17 protein-coding genes are annotated in these 18,802 nt (G+C 72.3%); 5 read left to right on the top strand and 12 right to left on the bottom strand.

Features of this window, described 5'->3' with window-relative positions; translation table 11 throughout:
- Positions 1-553: 553 nt before the first annotated feature.
- Positions 554-1,588 carry a tryptophan--tRNA ligase gene (trpS, locus tag ACWGKT_RS38705; RefSeq protein ID WP_453277352.1) on the top strand — a complete coding sequence of 345 codons (1,035 nt, stop codon included), beginning with the start codon at positions 554-556 and terminating at the stop codon, positions 1,586-1,588.
- On the opposite strand, the gene ACWGKT_RS38710 is transcribed toward trpS, so the two are convergent.
- Positions 1,519-2,526 carry a GlxA family transcriptional regulator gene (locus ACWGKT_RS38710; RefSeq protein ID WP_453277353.1) on the bottom strand — a complete coding sequence of 336 codons (1,008 nt, stop codon included), beginning with the start codon at positions 2,524-2,526 and terminating at the stop codon, positions 1,519-1,521. The genes trpS and ACWGKT_RS38710 overlap by 70 nt on opposite strands.
- Before the next feature lie 75 nt (positions 2,527-2,601).
- On the opposite strand from ACWGKT_RS38710, the gene ACWGKT_RS38715 reads away from it, so the two are divergent.
- On the top strand, positions 2,602-3,186 hold the full coding sequence (locus ACWGKT_RS38715) for a cysteine hydrolase family protein (RefSeq protein ID WP_453277354.1): 585 nt from the start codon (positions 2,602-2,604) through the stop codon (positions 3,184-3,186).
- A gap of 59 nt (positions 3,187-3,245) precedes the next feature.
- On the opposite strand, the gene proC is transcribed toward ACWGKT_RS38715, so the two are convergent.
- The 3 genes from proC to ACWGKT_RS38730 form a co-directional block, all read right to left on the bottom strand.
- Entirely contained in the window at positions 3,246-4,058 is an 813-nt protein-coding gene (gene proC, locus ACWGKT_RS38720) for a pyrroline-5-carboxylate reductase (RefSeq protein ID WP_453277355.1), read from the bottom strand.
- Positions 4,059-4,164: 106 nt separating this feature from the next.
- On the bottom strand, positions 4,165-4,938 hold the full coding sequence (locus tag ACWGKT_RS38725; protein ID WP_356158553.1) for an ABC transporter permease: 774 nt from the start codon (positions 4,936-4,938) through the stop codon (positions 4,165-4,167).
- The gene (locus ACWGKT_RS38730) at positions 4,935-5,759 is read right to left on the bottom strand and encodes an ABC transporter ATP-binding protein (protein ID WP_453277356.1); all 825 of its coding nucleotides are present in this window, start codon (positions 5,757-5,759) and stop codon (positions 4,935-4,937) included. The genes ACWGKT_RS38725 and ACWGKT_RS38730 overlap by 4 nt, the downstream gene beginning before the upstream one ends.
- A gap of 215 nt (positions 5,760-5,974) precedes the next feature.
- Here ACWGKT_RS38730 and ACWGKT_RS38735 point away from each other — a divergent pair, with 215 nt between their 5' ends.
- Positions 5,975-7,417: a SulP family inorganic anion transporter gene (locus ACWGKT_RS38735; protein WP_453277357.1), complete on the top strand. Its 1,443-nt coding sequence runs from the start codon at positions 5,975-5,977 to the stop codon at positions 7,415-7,417.
- Here ACWGKT_RS38735 and ACWGKT_RS38740 read toward each other — a convergent pair.
- The 3 genes from ACWGKT_RS38740 to ACWGKT_RS38750 all read right to left on the bottom strand — a co-directional run bounded on the left by ACWGKT_RS38740 (position 7,394) and on the right by ACWGKT_RS38750 (position 9,090).
- Positions 7,394-8,170, bottom strand: a complete 777-nt coding sequence (locus ACWGKT_RS38740) for a class I SAM-dependent methyltransferase (protein ID WP_453277358.1) — start codon at positions 8,168-8,170, stop codon at positions 7,394-7,396. The genes ACWGKT_RS38735 and ACWGKT_RS38740 overlap by 24 nt on opposite strands.
- A 65-nt stretch (positions 8,171-8,235) precedes the next feature.
- Positions 8,236-8,733 (bottom strand): EamA/RhaT family transporter, encoded by a 498-nt coding sequence (locus tag ACWGKT_RS38745; RefSeq protein ID WP_453277359.1) that lies wholly within the window; start codon positions 8,731-8,733, stop codon positions 8,236-8,238.
- A gap of 42 nt (positions 8,734-8,775) precedes the next feature.
- Entirely contained in the window at positions 8,776-9,090 is a 315-nt protein-coding gene (locus tag ACWGKT_RS38750) for an SH3 domain-containing protein (RefSeq protein ID WP_356158541.1), read from the bottom strand.
- 178 nt (positions 9,091-9,268) lie between these two features.
- On the opposite strand from ACWGKT_RS38750, the gene ACWGKT_RS38755 reads away from it, so the two are divergent.
- Positions 9,269-11,455, top strand: a complete 2,187-nt coding sequence (locus tag ACWGKT_RS38755; RefSeq protein WP_453277360.1) for a serine/threonine-protein kinase — start codon at positions 9,269-9,271, stop codon at positions 11,453-11,455.
- Positions 11,456-11,523: 68 nt separating this feature from the next.
- On the opposite strand, the gene ilvD is transcribed toward ACWGKT_RS38755, so the two are convergent.
- The 4 genes from ilvD to ACWGKT_RS38775 all read right to left on the bottom strand — a co-directional run bounded on the left by ilvD (position 11,524) and on the right by ACWGKT_RS38775 (position 15,983).
- Positions 11,524-13,377: a dihydroxy-acid dehydratase gene (gene ilvD / locus ACWGKT_RS38760; RefSeq protein WP_453277361.1), complete on the bottom strand. Its 1,854-nt coding sequence runs from the start codon at positions 13,375-13,377 to the stop codon at positions 11,524-11,526.
- A 112-nt stretch (positions 13,378-13,489) separates the two neighbouring features.
- Positions 13,490-14,095: a TetR/AcrR family transcriptional regulator gene (locus tag ACWGKT_RS38765; RefSeq protein WP_235460773.1), complete on the bottom strand. Its 606-nt coding sequence runs from the start codon at positions 14,093-14,095 to the stop codon at positions 13,490-13,492.
- Positions 14,092-14,922 (bottom strand): sugar phosphate isomerase/epimerase family protein, encoded by an 831-nt coding sequence (locus ACWGKT_RS38770; protein WP_356147806.1) that lies wholly within the window; start codon positions 14,920-14,922, stop codon positions 14,092-14,094. The genes ACWGKT_RS38765 and ACWGKT_RS38770 overlap by 4 nt, the downstream gene beginning before the upstream one ends.
- Before the next feature lie 128 nt (positions 14,923-15,050).
- Positions 15,051-15,983 (bottom strand): Ppx/GppA phosphatase family protein, encoded by a 933-nt coding sequence (locus ACWGKT_RS38775; RefSeq protein WP_453277362.1) that lies wholly within the window; start codon positions 15,981-15,983, stop codon positions 15,051-15,053.
- Between the two features lie 83 nt (positions 15,984-16,066).
- Here ACWGKT_RS38775 and ACWGKT_RS38780 point away from each other — a divergent pair, with 83 nt between their 5' ends.
- Entirely contained in the window at positions 16,067-16,915 is an 849-nt protein-coding gene (locus ACWGKT_RS38780) for a hypothetical protein (protein ID WP_453277363.1), read from the top strand.
- A 76-nt stretch (positions 16,916-16,991) separates the two neighbouring features.
- Here ACWGKT_RS38780 and ACWGKT_RS38785 read toward each other — a convergent pair whose 3' ends face one another.
- Complete coding sequence (locus tag ACWGKT_RS38785) at positions 16,992-18,689, bottom strand: BACON domain-containing protein (protein WP_453277364.1); 1,698 nt, start codon at positions 18,687-18,689, stop codon at positions 16,992-16,994.
- Positions 18,690-18,802: the final 113 nt, after the last annotated feature.

Below are 18,802 nucleotides of genomic sequence, written 5' to 3' on the forward strand. Positions count from 1 at the left end.
TTCCTCGGTGCTTTCCAGGTTTCCGCTTCCGCGTTTCCCTTTCCGGCGACTCCGACTCTATCAGATCCCTTCGGGCCTGATTCCCAGTCAGCGGGCTTTGTCTTCCCGGCCGCTGGGCCGTTCCGACGAGTGAGACTTTAGCGGATTCCTGGCCCCCGAGCTAATCAGGGGCTGCGTCCTTTCGAACGCGGATTCCTCATTTCGCAAATACGCACGCCGAGGCACACGACGACCGATCGCCGATTGTCGGTTGATACTTACGGAATGGCTGTCCGGGGACCGACCGGAGTCGACGCTCACGTCGGACAACTCGGAGAACACTACGTATACGGATGGGGTGTGTCAACTCGCTGTCGGACGACCCTCCCCGGGCTTACCCTGGGAGACATGATGACGCGTACGTGCACCCAGCAGTGGTGGGCCGCCTGACGGCGGCCGTGCTCACGTATGTACTCAACGGCCGCCGCCTCGGCGGCCGTTCGCGTATCTCCCTCCGCAGCTCCTGAGGGTCGGCCGCCCGGGACGGCGGCCTCGACCAGGAGGTGGAGAGGGAATGACACGGGTCTTCAGCGGGGTCAAGCCGACCGGGCACCTGACGCTGGGCAACTACTTGGGGGCCATGCGGCAGTGGGCCGAGGTGGACCAGCACCGGTCCGACGCCCTGTTCTGCGTGGTCGATCTGCACGCGCTGACCGTGGACCACGATCCGGCGCGGGTGCGCAGGCTCAGTCGGCAGGCCGCGACGCTCCTGCTGGCGACGGGGCTCGATCCCGAGCTGTGCACCGTGTTCGTACAGAGCCATGTGGACGAGCACGCTCGGCTGTCGTACGTGCTGGAGTGCGTGGCCACCGACGGCGAGATGCGGCGGATGATCCAGTACAAGGAGAAGGCGGCGCGTGAGCGGGCGCGGGGCGGAAGCGTACGGCTGTCGTTGCTGACGTATCCCGTGCTGATGGCGGCGGACATCCTGGCGTACGGGGCGGACGAGGTGCCGGTCGGGGACGACCAGGCCCAGCACGTCGAGCTGACGCGGGATCTGGCGGTGCGGTTCAACCAGCGCTACGGGCACACGTTCGTGGTGCCGAAGGCGACGGTTCCCGAGGTGGCCGCGCGGGTGATGAATCTGCAGGAGCCGGCTTCGAAGATGGGGAAGTCGGACGACTTCGGTCCGGGCATCGTCTATCTGCTCGACGAGCCCGACGTGGTGCGCAAGAAGGTGATGCGGGCCGTGACCGACAGCGGGCGGGAGGTCGTGTACGACCGCGAGGGACGGCCTGGGGTGGCGAACCTGCTGGAGATCCTCGCGGCGTGCACGGGCGGGAAGCCGGGGGCGCTGGCCGACGCGTACGAATCGTACGGCGCGTTGAAGAAGGACACCGCGGAGGCCGTGGTCGAGGTGCTCAGGCCCGTCCAGGAGCGGCACAAGGCGTTGTGCGCGGATCCCGGTCATGTGGAGGGGGTGCTGCGGGAGGGTGCGGAGAAGGCGCGGGCGATGGCCCGGCCGACGGTGGACGCCGCCTACCGGGCGATCGGGCTGCTGCCGGCCGTCTCCGGCGCTCCCGCCGTCGCGCTGAACGCGGCTCGGTAGGCGCGCGGGCTGGTGGCGAGGCGCGATGCGAAGTGCTGGCGCATCGTGACCTCGCTGCCGAAGCCGGCCCGGCGGGCGACCTCGGGCATGGGCAGGTCGGTGCGTTCGAGGAGTTTCTGCGCCGCGGCGATGCGCTGGTCCAGCAGCCAGCGCAGCGGTGTGGTGCCGGTGGCCGCGGTGAAGTGGCGGGCGAAGGAGCGCGCGGACATGCCCGCGTGCGCGGCCAGGCCCGCGACCGTGAGGGGCTCGTGGAGGTGGCGCAGGGCGTGTTCGCGTACGGCGGCGAGGGCGTCCGCGTCGCGGTCGGCGCGCGGGGTGGGGTGCTCGATGAACTGGGCCTGGGTGCCGGTGCGGAAGGGGGCTGTGACCATCGAGCGGGCGATGGTGGCGGCCGCCTCGGCGCCGTGGGCGCGGCGGACGAGGTGCAGGCACAGGTCGATGCCCGCCGCGGTGCCGGCGGCGGTCCAGATGTTGTCGTCCTCGATGAAGAGGGCGTCGGGGACGACGGTGACGCCGGGGTGGCGGGCGCGCAGGAGGTCGATCAGGTTCCAGTGGGTGATGGCGCGGCGGCCGTCGAGGAGGCCCGCCTGGGCCAGGGTGAAGGCGCCGCCGCAGAGGGCGGCGAGGGTGGTGCCGCGGGCGTGGGCGCGGCGCAGGGCGTCGAGGACGGGGTCGGGCGCGGGAGTGAGGTGGTCGTCGAGGCCGGGGACGACGACGAGGTCGGCGCGGGAGAGCCAGGCGAGGGTGCGGTCGGGGTGCAGGGCGAGGCCGCCGCGCATCGGGACGGGGGTGCTCGCGTCGGCGGCGACTCTGCGCAGGTCGAAGGCGGGGGCGCCGCGGTCGGTGCGGTCGGTGCCCCAGACCTCGGTGATGACGGAGACGTCGAAGGCGCGGATGCCGGGGAAGGCGACGAGGGCGACGCGGTACGGGGCGGTCACATGTGGCAGTAAACCATCGATCGCTGACTTTTGCGGCTCTGGGGCGGTGGCCGCCGGGGCGGCAGGATCGAGAGCATGGAGATCGCGGAGAACGCAGCACTGATAGTCGTCGACGTACAGAAGGGCTTCGACGAGGCCGACTTCTGGGGGCCGCGCAACAACCCGGGCGCGGACGAGGCCATCGCCTCGCTGATCGACGTGTGGCAGGCGACGGGGCGGCCGGTCGTGTTCGTACGGCACGACTCGGAGCGGCCGCAGTCGCCGTTGCGGCCGGGGTACGTGGGCAACGACTTCAAGGAGTACGTGGAGGAGCGGCGCGGGACGGGGGCCGGGAAGGAGCTGCTCATCACGAAGACCGTGAACTCGGCCTTCTACGGGACGCCGGATCTTGCGGCGTGGCTGCGGGCGGAGGGGATCTCGCAGCTGGTGCTGGCCGGGATCCAGACCAACATGTGCGTGGAGACGGCGGCCCGGATGGGCGGGAACCTCGGGTACGACGTGCTGGTGGCGTTCGACGCCACGTACACCTTCGATCTGACCGGCCCGTTCGACTGGCGGCGCGGCGCGGACGAGCTGGCGCGGGCGTCGGCGGTGTCGCTGCACGGGGGCGGCTTCGCTCGTGTGGTGACCACGGAGGAGATCGTGGCCGCGGCGAGCTGAGGCGCCGCCCCCGAAAAGGGCGCCCGGAAAGGCTGTCCGGAAGGGCCCTGCGGAAGGGCTCAGTCCTTCTTGCCGGAGGCGAGTTCGCGGCTGCGGTCGCGGGCGGCTTCGAGGGCGGCGATGAGGGCGGCCCGTACGCCGTGGTTCTCCAGTTCGCGGATGGCGTTGATGGTGGTGCCGGCGGGCGAGGTGACGTTCTCGCGCAGTTTGACGGGGTGTTCTCCGCTGTCGCGGAGCATCACCGCGGCGCCGATCGCGGACTGCACGATGAGCTCGTGGGCCTTGTCGCGGGGCAGGCCGAGGAGGATGCCGGCGTCGGTCATGGCTTCGACCAGGTAGAAGAAGTAGGCCGGGCCGGAGCCGGAGAGGGCGGTGCAGGCGTCCTGCTGGGACTCGGGGACGCGCAAGGTCTTGCCGACGGCGCCGAAGATCTCCTCCGCGTGGGCGACGTGCTCGGGGGTGGCGTGGCTGCCGGCGGAGATGACGGACATGGCCTCGTCGACGAGGGCGGGGGTGTTCGTCATGACGCGGACCACGGGGGTGCCCGCGGCCAGGCGCTCCTCGAAGAAGGAGGTGGGGATGCCGGCGGCTCCGCTGATGACCAGGCGGTCGGCGGGGATGTGCGCGGCGAGTTCGTCGAGGAGCGCGCCCATGTCCTGCGGCTTGACGGTGAGGATCAGGGTGTCGGCCGTCTTGGCGGCCTCGGCGTTGGTGACCGGGTTGACTCCGTAGCGGGCGCGGAGTTCTTCGGCCCGTTCCGGGCGGCGGGCGGTGACCAGGAGGTCGGAGGGAGCCCAGCCGGCTCGGATCATTCCGCTGAGCAGGGCTTCGCCGATCTTGCCGGTGCCGAGGACTGCGACTTTCTGGCTCATGCGATTCATCCTCGCACCGGTGCGCAGGAGTGCGGGCCGGTTGTCCGGCTGGCGGACGTTCGTCGTCGGCCCGGGGGCCGCGCCCCCGGACCCCCGCTACGAACCGTCACGCCGTCCGGCGTCGCAAGGTTACCGCTCCCAGTCCCAGCACCAGTACCGCGCACCCGGCCACGATCAGGACGTCCCGCACGAAGGTCGTCGTCATGTCCGTGTGGCGCAGGACCTCGTTCATGCCGTCGACGGCGTAGGACATGGGGAGGACGTTGGAGATGCCCTCCAGGACGGGGTGCATGTTGGAGCGGGGGGTGAACAGGCCGCAGAGCAGGAGCTGGGGGAAGATCACCGCGGGCATGAACTGGACCGCCTGGAATTCGGAGGCCGCGAAGGCCGAGACGAAGAGACCGAGGGCCGTGCCGAGCAGCGCGTCCAGCAGGGCGACCAGGAGCAGCAGCCATGCCGAGCCCGTGACGTCCAGGCCCAGGAACCACACGGCCAGGCCGGTGGCCAGTGCCGACTGGACGATGGCGAGGCCACCGAAGGCGAGGGCGTAGCCGGCGATGAGGTCGCCCTTGCCGAGGGGCATGGCGAGGAGGCGTTCGAGGGTGCCCGAGGTGCGTTCGCGCAGGGTGGCGATGGACGTGACCAGGAACATCGTGATCAGCGGGAAGATCCCGAGCAGTGATGCGCCGATGTTGTCGAAGGTGCGGGCGCTGCCGTCGAAGACGTAGCGGAGCAGGAACAGCATCAGGCAGGGGACGAGGATCATCAGCGCGATCGTGCGCGGGTCGTGGCGGAGCTGGCGCAGCACCCGGGTCGCGGTGGCGGCGGTCCGGGAGAGGTTCAGAGCGCTGGTGGGGGCGGGCGCGGTGGTCGTGCTCATCGGGCTGTCTCCTTGGTGCGGCCTGCGGCGACCGCCTCGTCCACCAGGTGCAGGAATGCCGCCTCGACGGTGTCCGCCCCGGTTCGGGTGCGCAGGGCGTCGGGGGTGTCGTCGGCGAGGATCTCGCCCTCGCGCATGAGCAGGAGCCGGTGGCAGCGCTCGGCCTCGTCCATGACGTGGGAGGAGATGAGGAGGGTGGCGCCGCGGGTGGCGGCGATGTCGTGGAAGAGGTTCCACAGGTCGCGGCGCAGGACCGGGTCGAGGCCGACGGTGGGTTCGTCGAGGACCAGGAGTTCGGGGGTGCCGAGGAGGGCCACGGCGAGGGAGACGCGGCTGCGCTGGCCGCCGGAGAGGTTGCCGGCGAGGGCGTCGGCGTGGCTGGTGAGGTCGACGTCGGCGAGGACGCCCTCGACGTGCTGCCGGCGTTCGGCACCGATGGGGGTCCCCCCGCGCGAGCGAGTTCGAGCGTGGGGGAGGCCGGGGTCGAGGATCGCGGCGAAGTAGTCGAGGTTCTGGCGGACCGTCAGGTCGTCGTAGACGGACGGGGCCTGGGTGACGTAGCCGATGCGGGTGCGCAGGGCGGGGTGGCCGGCGGGGCGGCCGAGGACCTCCAGGGTGCCGGTGACCTTGGCCTGGGTGCCGACGATCGAGCGCATGAGCGTCGACTTGCCGCAGCCGGAGGGGCCGAGCAGGCCGGTGATCTGGCCGCGCGGGACGGTGAAGTCGAGTCCGCGCAGAACGGTGCGCGGACCACGGGTGACGGTGAGGTCGGCGGCCCTGACGGCCGGGTTCTCCGGCGGGCCGGGAGAGTAATTCATCATGTGCTGAATAATGCGCGGAGCAAGGGGTGCCGTCAAGGGCCGAACGGCACCGGGGCGTTCGGCGGCGCAGGCGCGCGGCGGGGCGATCGGAGCGGTGCGGTCCGGTCCGCGCGCCTCCGTCTTCACCGAGTGCCCACATGAGTCGGACACCGGACCAACCCCCTTTACCGACAATGGATTTCACTGCCGGATCCGCTCTTCGGAGGTGCCCCGTCATGCGCCGTCCCGTGTTCCAGGCCGATTTCCGGGCCGATCTGTTCGCTTCCCTAGTCGTGTTCCTCGTCGCGTTGCCACTGTGTGTGGGCGTGGCCCTGGCCTCCGGTGTACCGGCCGAGTTGGGGCTGGTCACCGGGATGGTCGGCGGTCTGGTGGCCGGCCTGCTGCCGGGCAGCAGCCTGCAGGTGAGCGGGCCCGCCGCGGGCCTGACCGTGCTCGTCTACGAGGCCGTACGGGAGTACGGGGTGAAGACGCTCGGGGTGCTGGTGCTCGCCGCCGGGCTGGTGCAGATAGGCCTCGGCCTGCTGCGGCTCGGCCGGTGGTTCCGGGCGGTGTCGGTGGCGGTCGTGCACGGGATGCTCGCGGGGATCGGGCTCGTGCTGATCGCCGGGCAGGTGTACGCCCTCGGTGACGCGGTCGCCCCCGCGGGCGGCCTGGGCAAGATCGCCGGACTGGTGTCACTGCCGGGCCGGGTGGGTCCGGTGGCGCTGTCGGTGGGCGCCGCCACCATCGCCGTACTGCTGCTGTGGCCGCGCTGGCGGCCGGGGGCCCGGCTGGTACCCGCGCCGCTGGTGGCCGTCGCCGGGGCGACGGCGGTGACCTGGCTGTGCGATCTGGATGTGCGGCGCGTCGAGGTGCGCGGTGTGCTGGATGCCGTACGGCTCCCGGAGGTGGCGGACCTCGGCCGGCTCACGGAAGTGGGCGTGCTCGGAACCGTCGCCGCCTTCGCACTGATCGCGTCCGCCGAGTCCCTGTTCAGCGCGGCGGCGGTGGACCGGCTGCACCGGGGACCGCGGACGGAGTACGACAAGGAGCTGATCGCGCAGGGAGCGGGGAACGCGGTGTGCGGGGTGCTGGGCGCGCTCCCGATGACCGCGGTGATCGTACGGAGCGCGGCGAACGTGCAGGCGGGGGCCCGGACGAAGGCGTCGCGCGTGCTGCACGGGGTGTGGCTGCTGCTGTTCACGGTGCTGCTGCCCGCTGCGCTCGGGGTGGTTCCGGTGGCGGCGCTGGCCGGGCTGCTGGTGCACGCGGGGTGCCGGCTCGTGCCGGTGCGGGAGCTGCGCGGGCTGTGGCGCGGACACCGGGGAGAGGTGGTGGTGCTCTCGGTGACGGCGATCGTGATCGTCGTCGGGAACCTGTTCGAGGGGGTGCTGGTCGGCCTCGTGCTGGCGGTGGCGAAGACCGCGTGGGACGTCAGCCATGTGCACGTGGAGAGCGAGGACCGGGGCGAGGCGGGGATCGTCGTGCGGGTGCTGGGGCACGCGACGTTCCTGAGGCTGCCGAAGCTGCTGGACGCACTGGAGGCGGTGCCGCGCGACCGGAAGGTGCGGCTGGAGCTCGGCGGCCTGCGGTACGCGGACCGGGCGTGCTCGGCGGCCCTGGAGGGGTGGGCCGCCGAGCGGACAGCCCTCGGGTCAGGTGTGGGTGGCCACCAGTAGCAGGACGTCGTAGGTCTCCTCGACGACGCCGTCGGGGAAGACCTTCAGCAGATGGGCACGCTCCTCGTCGAAGAAGGCGGTCCGGCGCTCCCGCGGTGTGAGGAGGAAGACCGAGTGGCTGCCGACGTTGGCGAGATGCGTGGCCAGGGGGACACGGCGGCTCCAGCGCACCTCACGGCGCGTGAAGCGCAGGCGGCCGCTGGGGTCGGCGAGGTCGGTCCGGGCGGCCTGCTCCCGCTCGGCGGCGACGTCGATACCGAAGAAGCGGCCGGCGCGCTCCGCGGCCTCGGCGATCCACTCGACGTCGAGGGCATGGGTGTTCCACCACAGCGCCAGCGCACCGCCCGGGCGCAGCACGCGCAGCGCCTCCGGCACCGACCGGGCCGGGTCTGTCCAGTGCCAGGCCTGGGCGTAGGTGAGGAAGTCGGCGCTCGCGTCGGCCAGGGGAAGGGCGTCGCCGCTGCCCCGGACGATCGGGACACCGGGCAGGGCGTGGCGGAACTGGGCCGCCATGCCCTCACCGGGCTCCACCGCGACCACATCGGCACCCCGGGCCCGCAGCAGCGCCGTCGCGATACCGGTACCGGCGCCCACGTCCACGACCCGGGCACCGGCGAGGGGACGGGCGGCGAGTTCCTCGATGGCGTCGAAGAGGGCCGGCGGATAGGAGGGCCGACTGGCGGCGTACTGGGCCGCGGCGGCGTTGAAGGAATGGGCCCGGTCGGTGGAGGAGGGCGGAGGCGTCAAGGTCATACGGCCATGGTGGTGAGGAAGGGGCGCGCGACGACAGCGGATTTCCCGCCTCCGGCGTCGGCGGGCTACTTGCTCCGGCGCTTCTTGGAGGGGTTCCCGGTACGGCGCGAGGAACGGCGTTCGTACTCCTCGCGTGCCTTCTCGTACTCCTCGCGGTGGAGCTTCTCGCCCGGTGCCTCGGTGAGGGAGCGGAAGAAGTAGGCGAGGAGCGAGCCGACGAAGCCGATGGCCAGCAGGCCGCGCAGGGAGGCCTGACGGTCGGGGTCGAGGCGCCCCCCGAAGCCGTCCCAGGTGTTGCGGAAGGCCAGCGCGCTGCAGATCGCGAACATCGCCACGACCAGCACGGTCACGAAGGAGCCGGTGTTGGCGATCTGCAGCCCCTGGTAGGCGAAGCGCAGCACCAGGCAGGAGACGAGGGCCGCCGCGAGCGAGCCGACGGCCACCGCGGCACGTCGGCCCGCGTAGCCGTCGTCGTGGTTCAGCCACGACGTGCCGAAGAAGCGGAGGGGCTCGGGGCGGGGGCCGCCCGTGGGGGTGTCCGGGGTGCCTGGTTCGTCGCTCACGCGACGATTATGGCTCCGGGCGGGCGGGGCCCCCGGGCGGGGTCAGCCGCAGCGCGGGGCGATGTACCCGTCGGCGCCGGTGTTCACGTAGGCGTCCGAGACGTACTCGCCGTTGTCGATGTTGTCCCAGATGTTCGTGGTGCCGTAGTAGCCGGACACCCGCGTTCCCGGCGACTGACAGTAGATCGGGACCTTGGCGCCCTCGGGCAGGACGCGGACCAGGTTGTAGCCGGTGCCGGGGCCGCTGCGGACGTTCAGCCGGCAGCCCGGGGCGACCGAGTAGTAGTGCAGGGCCGCCGTCGCCACGGCCTCGGCCGCTTCGGCGCTCTCGGCCTCTTCCGCACGCTCAACAGACATGTGTTACCTCCCCCGTTGGCCCCATGACAGTCATGGGGCCCCGTTCATTCCCCGGATGCGCATCGCGAAACACCTGTGCGCGACTCGCACACGGAGGCTAGCAAGCCGCCTCTGACTCGTACGAGTCATCGACTAGGCTCCCCTCGTCGCGCGCGCAGGAACGGCACGGGGGTGGTCCATGACGCCACAGCGCAACACCGGAGCGGGCGCGGAAGCGGAACTTCCCGAGTACGCCGGTCACTACCGCCTGGAGTCATGTCTGGGATCGGGCGGTATGGGCGTGGTGCACCTGGCCCGGAGCACCTCGGGCCTGAAGCTCGCGGTGAAGGTCGTCCACGCCGAATTCGCCAAGGACCGTGAGTTCAGGGGCCGTTTCCGGCAGGAGGTGGCCGCCGCCCGGAAGGTGAGCGGTGCCTTCACCGCGCCCGTCGTCGACGCCGACCCGGAGGCCGACCGGCCCTGGATGGCCACGCTGTTCATCCCGGGCCCGACCCTGTCCGAGCACGTGAAGCGGAGCGGGCCGATGGAGCCCGGTCAGCTGCGCCGGCTGATGGCCGGGCTCGCGGAGGCCCTGCGCGACATCCATCGCGTCGGGGTCGTGCACCGCGATCTCAAGCCCAGCAACGTGCTGCTCGCCGAGGACGGGCCGAAGGTCATCGACTTCGGCATCTCCCGCCCGAAGGACAGCGAACTGCGCACCGAGACCGGCAAGCTGATCGGCACGCCGCCGTTCATGGCGCCCGAGCAGTTCCGCCGGCCGCGCGAGGTGGGTCCGGCGGCCGACATCTTCGCGCTCGGGTCCGTGCTGGTGCACGCGTCGACCGGGCGCGGGCCGTTCGACTCCGACAGTCCCTACGTCGTCGCCTACCAGGTCGTGCACGACGAGCCCGATCTGACCGGCGTACCGGAGATTCTCGCGCCGCTGGTGCTGAGCTGCCTCGCCAAGGAGCCGGAGGACCGGCCGACTCCGGACGAGCTGATGCGGGAGCTGCGCTCGCTGGCGGCCTCGTACGACACCCAGGCGTTCATACCAACACAGCGGACGGGGGACGGTGCCACCGCTCCCGAACCGCCCGCCGAACAAACCGAGCAGACCGACGAGGTCGGCGAGGTCGGCGAGGCCGACGAGGCGAAGGAAGCCGAGGCGGCCGAGGGCACCGGGAAGGCCGCGGAGGCCGAACGGCCGTCCGGGCGTCGCGCGGTCAGGCGGGCCGCGCTGGGCGTCGGGGCGCTCGGCGTCGCCGTGGCCGCCGTGCTCGCCTCGGTCCAGGCGTTCGACGGCGGCGAACCCGCCCCGCGGAACACGAGTCCCCGCACCGGGGCGGCCGCCTTCAGCGCCTGGCACACGAAGCCGGCGCCCGAGGCGGCGGGGATGCCGCAATGCGCGTACGGAGCCAAGAAGTTGCTCTGTGCGCAGCCCGGCGTGGTCTTCGCCCTGTCCCCCACCGACGGCAGGCTGCTGTGGCGGCAGCCGGTGGCCACCAAGACCACCAGCGGCCCGCCGGTCCTCGCGGGCGGTCTGATCCAGCCCTACACCGGCGGCGGCACGCGGCTGGCGGGGCTGGACCCCGCCACGGGCAGGGAGGTCTGGAAGCAGGGTCTGCCGGCCGACACGACGGTGCGGTACGTGGGCGGAACGGTCCTGCTCACGGCCGCCGACGGCACGGTCACGGCCCTGGACGCCGCCTCGGGCCACACCAGGTGGACCCACCGGATCACGGGCCAGAGCCACCCGGTCTTCGACTCGTTCCCCGGCGACCTGCCGGCGTACGCGACGAGCACGTCCGGCGACGGCTCGGGCACCCGCGTGACCGCAGTGGATCCGGTCACCGGTGACATGCGGTGGGAGGCCCGGCTGAAGGGGACGCTGCGACCCTTCGGCACCGCGGGCGGCTCGGTGTTCTTCCTCTCCGTCGACCGCGTCTACGGGGACACCAGGGCCGTTGTCCGCTACACCCCCGGGCCCGAGGCGACGCGCCGGGTGGCGCTGCCCGTCGCGCTCGCCGGCGCCCACGCCACCGTGCGCGGAAACACGGTGTACGTGCTGGGCACCGGCGGCACCCTGGCGGCCGTGGACCTGGCGACGGGCCGGTCGCCGTGGCGCCTGGAGACCTCGGTGAGCCGCGGTTCGGCGCCGGTCACGGACGGCGAGCACGTCTTCTTCACCGCGGGCGACGGGCGGCTGCTCGCCGTCGACGCCCGCAAGGGGAAGCTCGTCGGGCAGACCCCGGCGCGACTGGGCGCGAACTCGGCGCAGGTCATGGGAGCGCCGCCGGCCCCCGTGATCAAGAACGGGCGGGTCTGCGCCACCGCCCCCGACGGCACCGTGTTCGCCGTGGACGCGGCCGACCCGTCGGCCTGGTGACACGCGAAGGGGCCGCCCCCACCGAGGGAGGCGGCCCCTGAGGCCAGTCAGGCAACCGGTCGCGGGCTTCAGCCCAGCTTGGTCACGTCCCGCACGGCGCCCTTGTCCGCGCTGGTCGCCATCGCCGCGTACGCCCGCAGCGCCGCGGAGACCTTGCGCTCCCGGTTCTTCGGGGCGTGGACACCGCCGAGCGCCTGCTCCCGGCGGGCCAGCTCGGCCTCGTCGACGAGGAGCTCGATCGTGCGGCCGGGGATGTCGATGCGGATGCGGTCGCCGTCCTCGACGAGGGCGATGGTGCCGCCGGAGGCCGCCTCGGGCGAAGCGTGGCCGATGGACAGGCCCGAGGTGCCGCCGGAGAAGCGGCCGTCGGTGATCAGCGCGCAGGTCTTGCCCAGACCGCGGCCCTTGAGGAACGAGGTCGGGTAGAGCATCTCCTGCATACCCGGGCCGCCCTTGGGGCCCTCGTAGCGGATGACCACCACGTCGCCGTCCGTCACCTGCTTGTTGAGGATCTTCTCGACGGCCTCCTCCTGCGACTCGCAGACCACCGCCGGACCCTCGAAGGTCCAGATGGACTCGTCGACGCCGGCGGTCTTCACCACACAGCCGTCGACCGCCAGGTTGCCCCTGAGGACGGCCAGGCCGCCGTCCTTCGAGTACGCGTGTTCCACACTGCGGATGCAGCCGCTCTCCGCGTCCTCGTCCAGCGCCTCCCAGCGCTCGGACTGGGAGAAGGCCTCGGCGGAGCGGACGCAGCCCGGGGCCGCGTGCCACAGCTCCATCGCCTCCGGGGAGGGCGAGCCGCCACGCACGTCCCACCGCTTCAGCCAGTCCGCCAGCGAAGGGCTGTGGACCGCGTGCACGTCCTCGTTGAGGAGGCCGGCCCGGTGCAGCTCGCCGAGCAGGGCGGGGATGCCGCCGGCCCGGTGCACGTCCTCCATGTAGTACGTACGGTCCTTGGCGACGTTCGGGGCGACCTTGGCGAGGCAGGGGACGCGCCGGGAGACCGCGTCGATCTGCTCCAGGCCGAAGGGCACGCCACCCTCCTGGGCGGCGGCGAGCAGGTGCAGGATCGTGTTCGTGGAGCCGCCCATCGCGATGTCGAGGGCCATCGCGTTCTCGAAGGCCGCGAAGGTGGCGACGTTGCGCGGCAGGACCGTCTCGTCGTCCTGCTCGTAGTAGCGGCGGGTGATGTCCATGACCGTGTGGGCCGCGTCGACGTACAGCTGCTTGCGGGCCGTGTGGGTGGCGAGGACCGAGCCGTTGCCGGGCAGGGACAGGCCGATCGCCTCGGTCAGGCAGTTCATCGAGTTCGCGGTGAACATGCCGGAACAGCTGCCGCAGGTCGGACAGGCGTTCTCCTCGATACGGAGGATGTCCTCGTCCGAGATCTTGTCGTTCACGGCGTCGGAGATCGCGTCGACCAGGTCGAGGGTGCGGACCGTGCCGTCGACCAGGGTGGCGCGGCCGGCCTCCATGGGACCGCCGGAGACGAAGACGGCCGGGATGTTCAGGCGGAGCGCCGCCAGCAGCATGCCCGGGGTGATCTTGTCGCAGTTGGAGATGCAGACCAGGGCGTCGGCGCAGTGGGCCTCGACCATGTACTCGACCGAGTCCGCGATCAGGTCGCGGGAGGGCAGGGAGTACAGCATGCCGCCGTGGCCCATCGCGATGCCGTCGTCGACCGCGATCGTGTTGAACTCGCGGGCGATGCCGCCCGCCTCCTTGATCGCCTCGCTGACGATCCGGCCGACCGGCTGGAGGTGGGTGTGGCCCGGCACGAATTCCGTGAAGCTGTTGGCGACCGCGATGATCGGCTTCCGACCGATGTCCGCACCGGGTACACCGGAGGCGCGCATAAGGGCGCGGGCGCCCGCCATGTTGCGGCCGTGGGTGACTGTGCGGGACCTCAGCTCGGGCATCGTCGCTCGCTCCTTCGGAGAGTTCTGACTCAGGTCGAGCGTACGCCGGTCATCCACGGGGCGGGACGCGGTGTCCGAAATGCGGGACGCCTGTCTCGGGGAGGCCCCGCGCTCAGGGTCCGGTCAGGTGCCCCTGCACGACCGGTGCCACCCGCGCGACGATCTGCTCCAGGTCCGCCGAGGCCAGCGGCTCCAGCTTGATCACGTACCGCAGCATCGCGCACCCCACCAGCTGCGCCGCCGCCAGCTCGGCACGCAGCTCGGCGTCCGGCAGGTCCAGCTGCACGGCGATGCGGCGCAGCAGCTGGGCGGCGACCAGGCGGCGGAAGACGGCGGCCGCGGTGTCGTTGTTGACGGCGGAGCGCAGGATCGCCAGCAGGGGCGTACGGGTGGTGGGGTTCTCCCAGATGCCGAAGACGAACCGGGTGAGCCGCTCGCCCACCGCGTCCACGGGGCCGTCGGCCACCGTGGTCGGCGCGTTCAGGGCGGGCGCGAAGGCGACCTCGATGGCGGCCGCGAACACCTGCTCCTTGGTGCCGAAGTAGTGGTGCACGAGGGCCGAGTCGACCCCGGCGGCCTTGGCGATGCCGCGGACGGACGTCTTGTCGTAGCCGCGCTCGGAGAACTCCTCGCGGGCCACGGCCAGGATGCGGTCGCGGGTCTCGCCGGACTCGGTGCGCGGGGGGCGGCCACGGCGGCGCGCGCCGGTGTCGGTCATGGCCGGGGCACCTTCACGGCCGAGGCCAGGTGCAGGCGGGTGAAGGCCAGCGCCTCGGCCAGATCGGCCTCGCGTTCGGCGCTGGACATGGCGCGCCGGGTGTTGACCTCGATGACGACATGGCCGTCGAAGCCGGTGAAGGCGAGCCGCTCCAGCAGCTCCGCGCAGGGCTGGGCGCCCCGGCCGGGGACCAGGTGCTCGTCCTTCGCGGATCCCTTGCCGTCGGCCAGGTGGACGTGGCCGAGGCGGTCGCCCATGCGGTCGACCATCTCCAGGGCGTCCGCGCGTGCCGTCGCCGCGTGGCTGAGGTCGATCGTGAAGTGGCGGTAGTCGTCCTTCGTCACGTCCCAGTCGGGGGCGTACGCGAGCATTTCGCGGTCGCGGTAGCGCCAGGGGTACATGTTCTCGACGGCGAACCGTACGTCCGTCTCGTTGGCCATCCGCCAGATCCCGGTGACGAAGTCCCGGGCGTACTGGCGCTGCCAGCGGAACGGCGGGTGGACGACGACCGTGCTCGCTCCGAGCTTCTCGGCGGCGGCCCGGGCGCGCTGGAGCTTGACCCAGGGGTCCGTGGACCACACCCGCTGGGTGATGAGCAGGCAGGGGGCGTGCACGGCCAGGATCGGCATCCGGTGGTAGTCGGACAGCCGGCGCAGGGCCTCGATGTCCTGGCTGACCGGGTCCGTCCACACCATGACCTCGACGCCGTCGTACCCGAGGCGCGCGGCGATCTCGAAGGCCGTCGCCGTCGATTCCGGGTACACCGAGGCCGTCGACAGCGCGACCTTCGCATCCGGGATGCGGACGACGTCCCTTGGTTTGGCCACGGGGGACAGATTACGGGGTGAGGTCGGCACGATGCCGGGTGCCTATTCGCCGTTGTGACTTTCCCCATGGGCGGGCGCGGCCCGCCGGTGGCCGGTCACGCCACCGCCGCGCCCCTACGCCCCGGTGCCTACGCCGACCCCATGTGGTCCAGTCGCCGCAGGATCACGCCCTCCCGCAGCGCCCACGGGCAGACTTCCAGGTTCTCCACGCCGAACAGGTCCATCGCCGCCTCGGCGACCAGGGCCCCGGCGATGAGCTGGGCGGAGCGGCCCTCCGAGACGCCCGGCAGCTGGCCGCGCTCGGCGGTGGTCATGCCGGCCAGGCGGGGCACCCAGGACTCCAGGGATTCCCGCTTGAGCTCGCGCTGGACGTAGAGGCCGTCGGCGCTGCGGGCGGCGCCGGCGATGCGGGCCAGCTGCTTGAAGGTCTTGGAGGTGGCGACCACGTGGTCGGGGGTGCCGGAGCGACTGAACTCGCCGACCGTGCGGGCGATCTCCGCGCGCACATGGCGGCGCAGGGCTCTTATCGACTCCGGGGAGGGCGGGTCGCCGGGCAGCCAGCCGGCGGTGAGGCGGCCCGCGCCGAGCGGCAGCGAGACGGCCGCGTCGGGTTCCTCGTCGATGCCGTAGGCGATCTCCAGGGAGCCGCCGCCGATGTCCAGGACCAGCAGCTTTCCGGCCGACCAGCCGAACCAGCGGCGGACGGCGAGGAAGGTGAGCCGGGCCTCCTCCGCGCCGGTGAGGACCTGCAGCTCGACGCCCGTCTCGGCCTTCACACGGGCGAGGACGTCGTCGGCGTTGCTGGCCTCGCGCACGGCGGATGTGGCGAACGGGAGCAGGTCCTCGACGCCCTTGTCCTCGGCGGCCTGGAGCGCGTCGTGGATGACGGCGATCAGTTTGTCCACCCCGTCGGGGCCGATGGCCTCGTCCTCGTCAAGGAGTTGAGCGAGCCGCAGCTCCGCCTTGTGCGAGTGCGCGGGCAGGGGGCGCGCGCCAGGGTGCGCATCCACCACCAGCAGATGCACCGTGTTAGATCCCACGTCGAGGACACCGAGTCTCATGTACGGAACGCTACTGCCACCCGGGCCGGAGGCCGTCCTCGGAGCAGTGCCGGAAGCGGCTTCGGGCGTCTTACCCTGGACGGGTGCCAAAGACGAAAAAGACGAAAGCCAACAAGGCTGCCAAATCGGCCGACGGTTCTTCGCAGGTGAAGCGACCCAAGCAGGCGAAGCGGGGCCCGGGAGCCGACGAGCAGGGGCTGGATTTCGCCCGCGCATGGGTGGAATTCCCTGATCCGGCGGACGACGAGCAGGTCTTCCGGTGCGATCTGACATGGCTGACCTCTCGTTGGAACTGCATCTTCGGCAGCGGCTGCCAGGGCATCCAGGCGGGCCGCGCGGACGACGGGTGCTGCACGCTGGGCGCCCACTTCTCGGACGAGGACGACGAGAAGCGGGTTGCCGGGCACGTGGCGAGGCTCACGCCCGACATCTGGCAGCACCACGACGAGGGCAGGGCGGGTGGCTGGACCTCTGAGGACGAGGACGGCTCCCGCCAGACCCGCCCGTACCAGGGGTCCTGCATCTTCCAGAACCGCCCCGGTTTCGCCGGCGGCGCGGGCTGCTCGCTGCACATCCTGGCCCTGAAGGAGGGCCGCGAGCCGCTGGAGACCAAGCCGGACGTGTGCTGGCAGCTGCCGATCCGGCGGACCTTCGACTGGATCGACCGCCCCGACGACACGCGTGTGCTCCAGGTCTCGATCGGTGAGTACGACCGCCGCGGCTGGGGTCCGGGCGGCCACGACCTGCACTGGTGGTGCACGTCGGCGACCTCGGCGCACGGCGCGGGGGATCCGGTGTACGTCTCCTACCGGGCCGAGCTGACCGAGCTGATGGGCAAGGCGGGCTACGACCGGCTGGTCGAGCTGTGCGAGGCGCGACTGGCGTCCCGGCTGCCGCTGCTGGCCCCGCACCCGGCCGATCCGGCCCGCTGATCGGCAGGTGACGGTCCCGTCCGCGGGGCCTGTCCCGTACGCGGCGCCTGTCCCGGCCACCGAGCCGCCGTCCTTCCTAGCTGTCCGACGGGCTCGGGTCGCCGCTGCCGGTCGGTGGTGAGGTCGAGCCGGTCGGGGACGGGCTGGTCGGGGTGGGTGTCGGGCTCGGGTCGGTCGACGGCGGGTCGCTAGGCGTGGGGTCGCCGGGGGCCGTGGTCGTGGGCGTCGGGTCCGGCGCGGGGGTGGTCGGGGGCGGGTCCGAGGGGCCGGTGGGTGCGGTGCCGTACCCCTCGATCGAGACGACGGCGCCCGCCGGGGACACCGCGACCCGGGCGCTCCAGTGCCCGGCCGGCTCGCGCAGGTGGTCGACGTACACCTTGATCGTCAACGTTTCGCCGGGGCGGAGGATGCCCGAGGACCGGCTGAGGTAGAGCCAGCCGGCCGCGGTGGACGCGGACCAGCGCACGGGCGAGGGGCCGGAGGCGGTGAGGGTGATGAGCGTGGTGTCGCCGCTGTTGCCGGCCGTCACCGCCAGCTGTCCCGCGCCCTTCTTCCCGGTGCCGGAGACGCTGATGACCTCGACGGACACGTCGGACGCGCCGCCCCTCCCGTCCTTTCCGGGGCGGGCTCCGGATCTGGAGCTGGCGTTCCCGGCGTTCTCGTAGCCACCCGCCGGATCGCCGACGAGGCTGCCGGGGCCGTGCGCCTCGCGGGCGGTGGCGGCGGGGCCGTCCGGGCCCTCCCCGGCGGGCGAACCGCGGTAGGCGGCCCACAGCGCCAGCACCGGCGCGGCGACGACGGTGGCGACGACGGTCGTGGTGACGGCACGCGAGCGCAGCCGGTCCCGGCGGGCGGCGTGGTCCTTGGGGTCCATGGGGAAGCCACGCCGGTCGAAGCGCGGGGCCGCCGTTCCCCGCGCGCGCGGCTGGTGGGCCAGGGCGATGTGCAGGGCGGGGCGGGGCGCCTGAAGAACGGGCAGTTTCGCGGGCGTGACCGTGGCACCGGGCCACCGCCCCGGGACGGCGCGCTCGGCGGTACGGCGGCAGCGCGGGCAGTCGTCGACGTGCCGCACCAGCTCACGCCGTACGGCACTGCTCAGCACGAGCTGGTTGTCCCCGGTGAGCAGGGCCACGCCGGGACAGCCGCCGGTCTCGACGACGGCGAGGGCGGCCCGCGTGCGCTCCACCTCGCAGGCGGCGGAGGCGAGGAGTTCGCGGGTGACGACGGGGTCCATGCCGAGGACGGCGGAGACCTCGTGGGCGGACAGATCGTGCCGGACCGCGAGTTCGAGCGCCTCGCGCTGCTCCGGGGTGGTTCCGGCGGCCTCCGGCCAGGCGAGCCGGGCGAGTTCGCGTCGCCGCTGCTCCTGGATCTCCTCCGGGGCGGACGGGTCGGCGGCCTGCGGGGCCCGCTGCCCATGGGCACTGTGGCGGCCCGCGGCGTGGGTGGCCTGACGTTTCTGCTTGGCCTCGGCCAACTTGCGCAGGCACGCCCAGCGGGCCAGCGCGTACAGCCAGGCCCGCCGGTCGGCGGCCTCGGGGAGGCGCTGCCCGCGCCGCTCGGCGAGCGCGAGGACGTCCCCGAGCGCGGCGGTGGCCGCGTCGTGGTCGCACAGCACCGAGAGGCAGTAGGTGAACAGGCCGTCCAGATACGGCTCGTAGCGCGCCGACGGCCGCTGCGCCAGCGTGCGCGCCGCAGCGCGGTCGCGCGCCTCCCGGTGCGCCCGGTGTGCGCCGGTGGTGCGGGTCGAGGTTTGCGGACTGCTGCTCGTCACCCGTGCGACCGTAGGCGGCACGGCATGGGTCCTTCCTCCACCTTGAGCCCTTTTAATCCGTACGGGTGAAACGATCCCTCATAAGGGGACAGGAAGGGCTGATTCCGCGGCTG

This window comes from Streptomyces sp. NPDC054794, assembly GCF_053611585.1.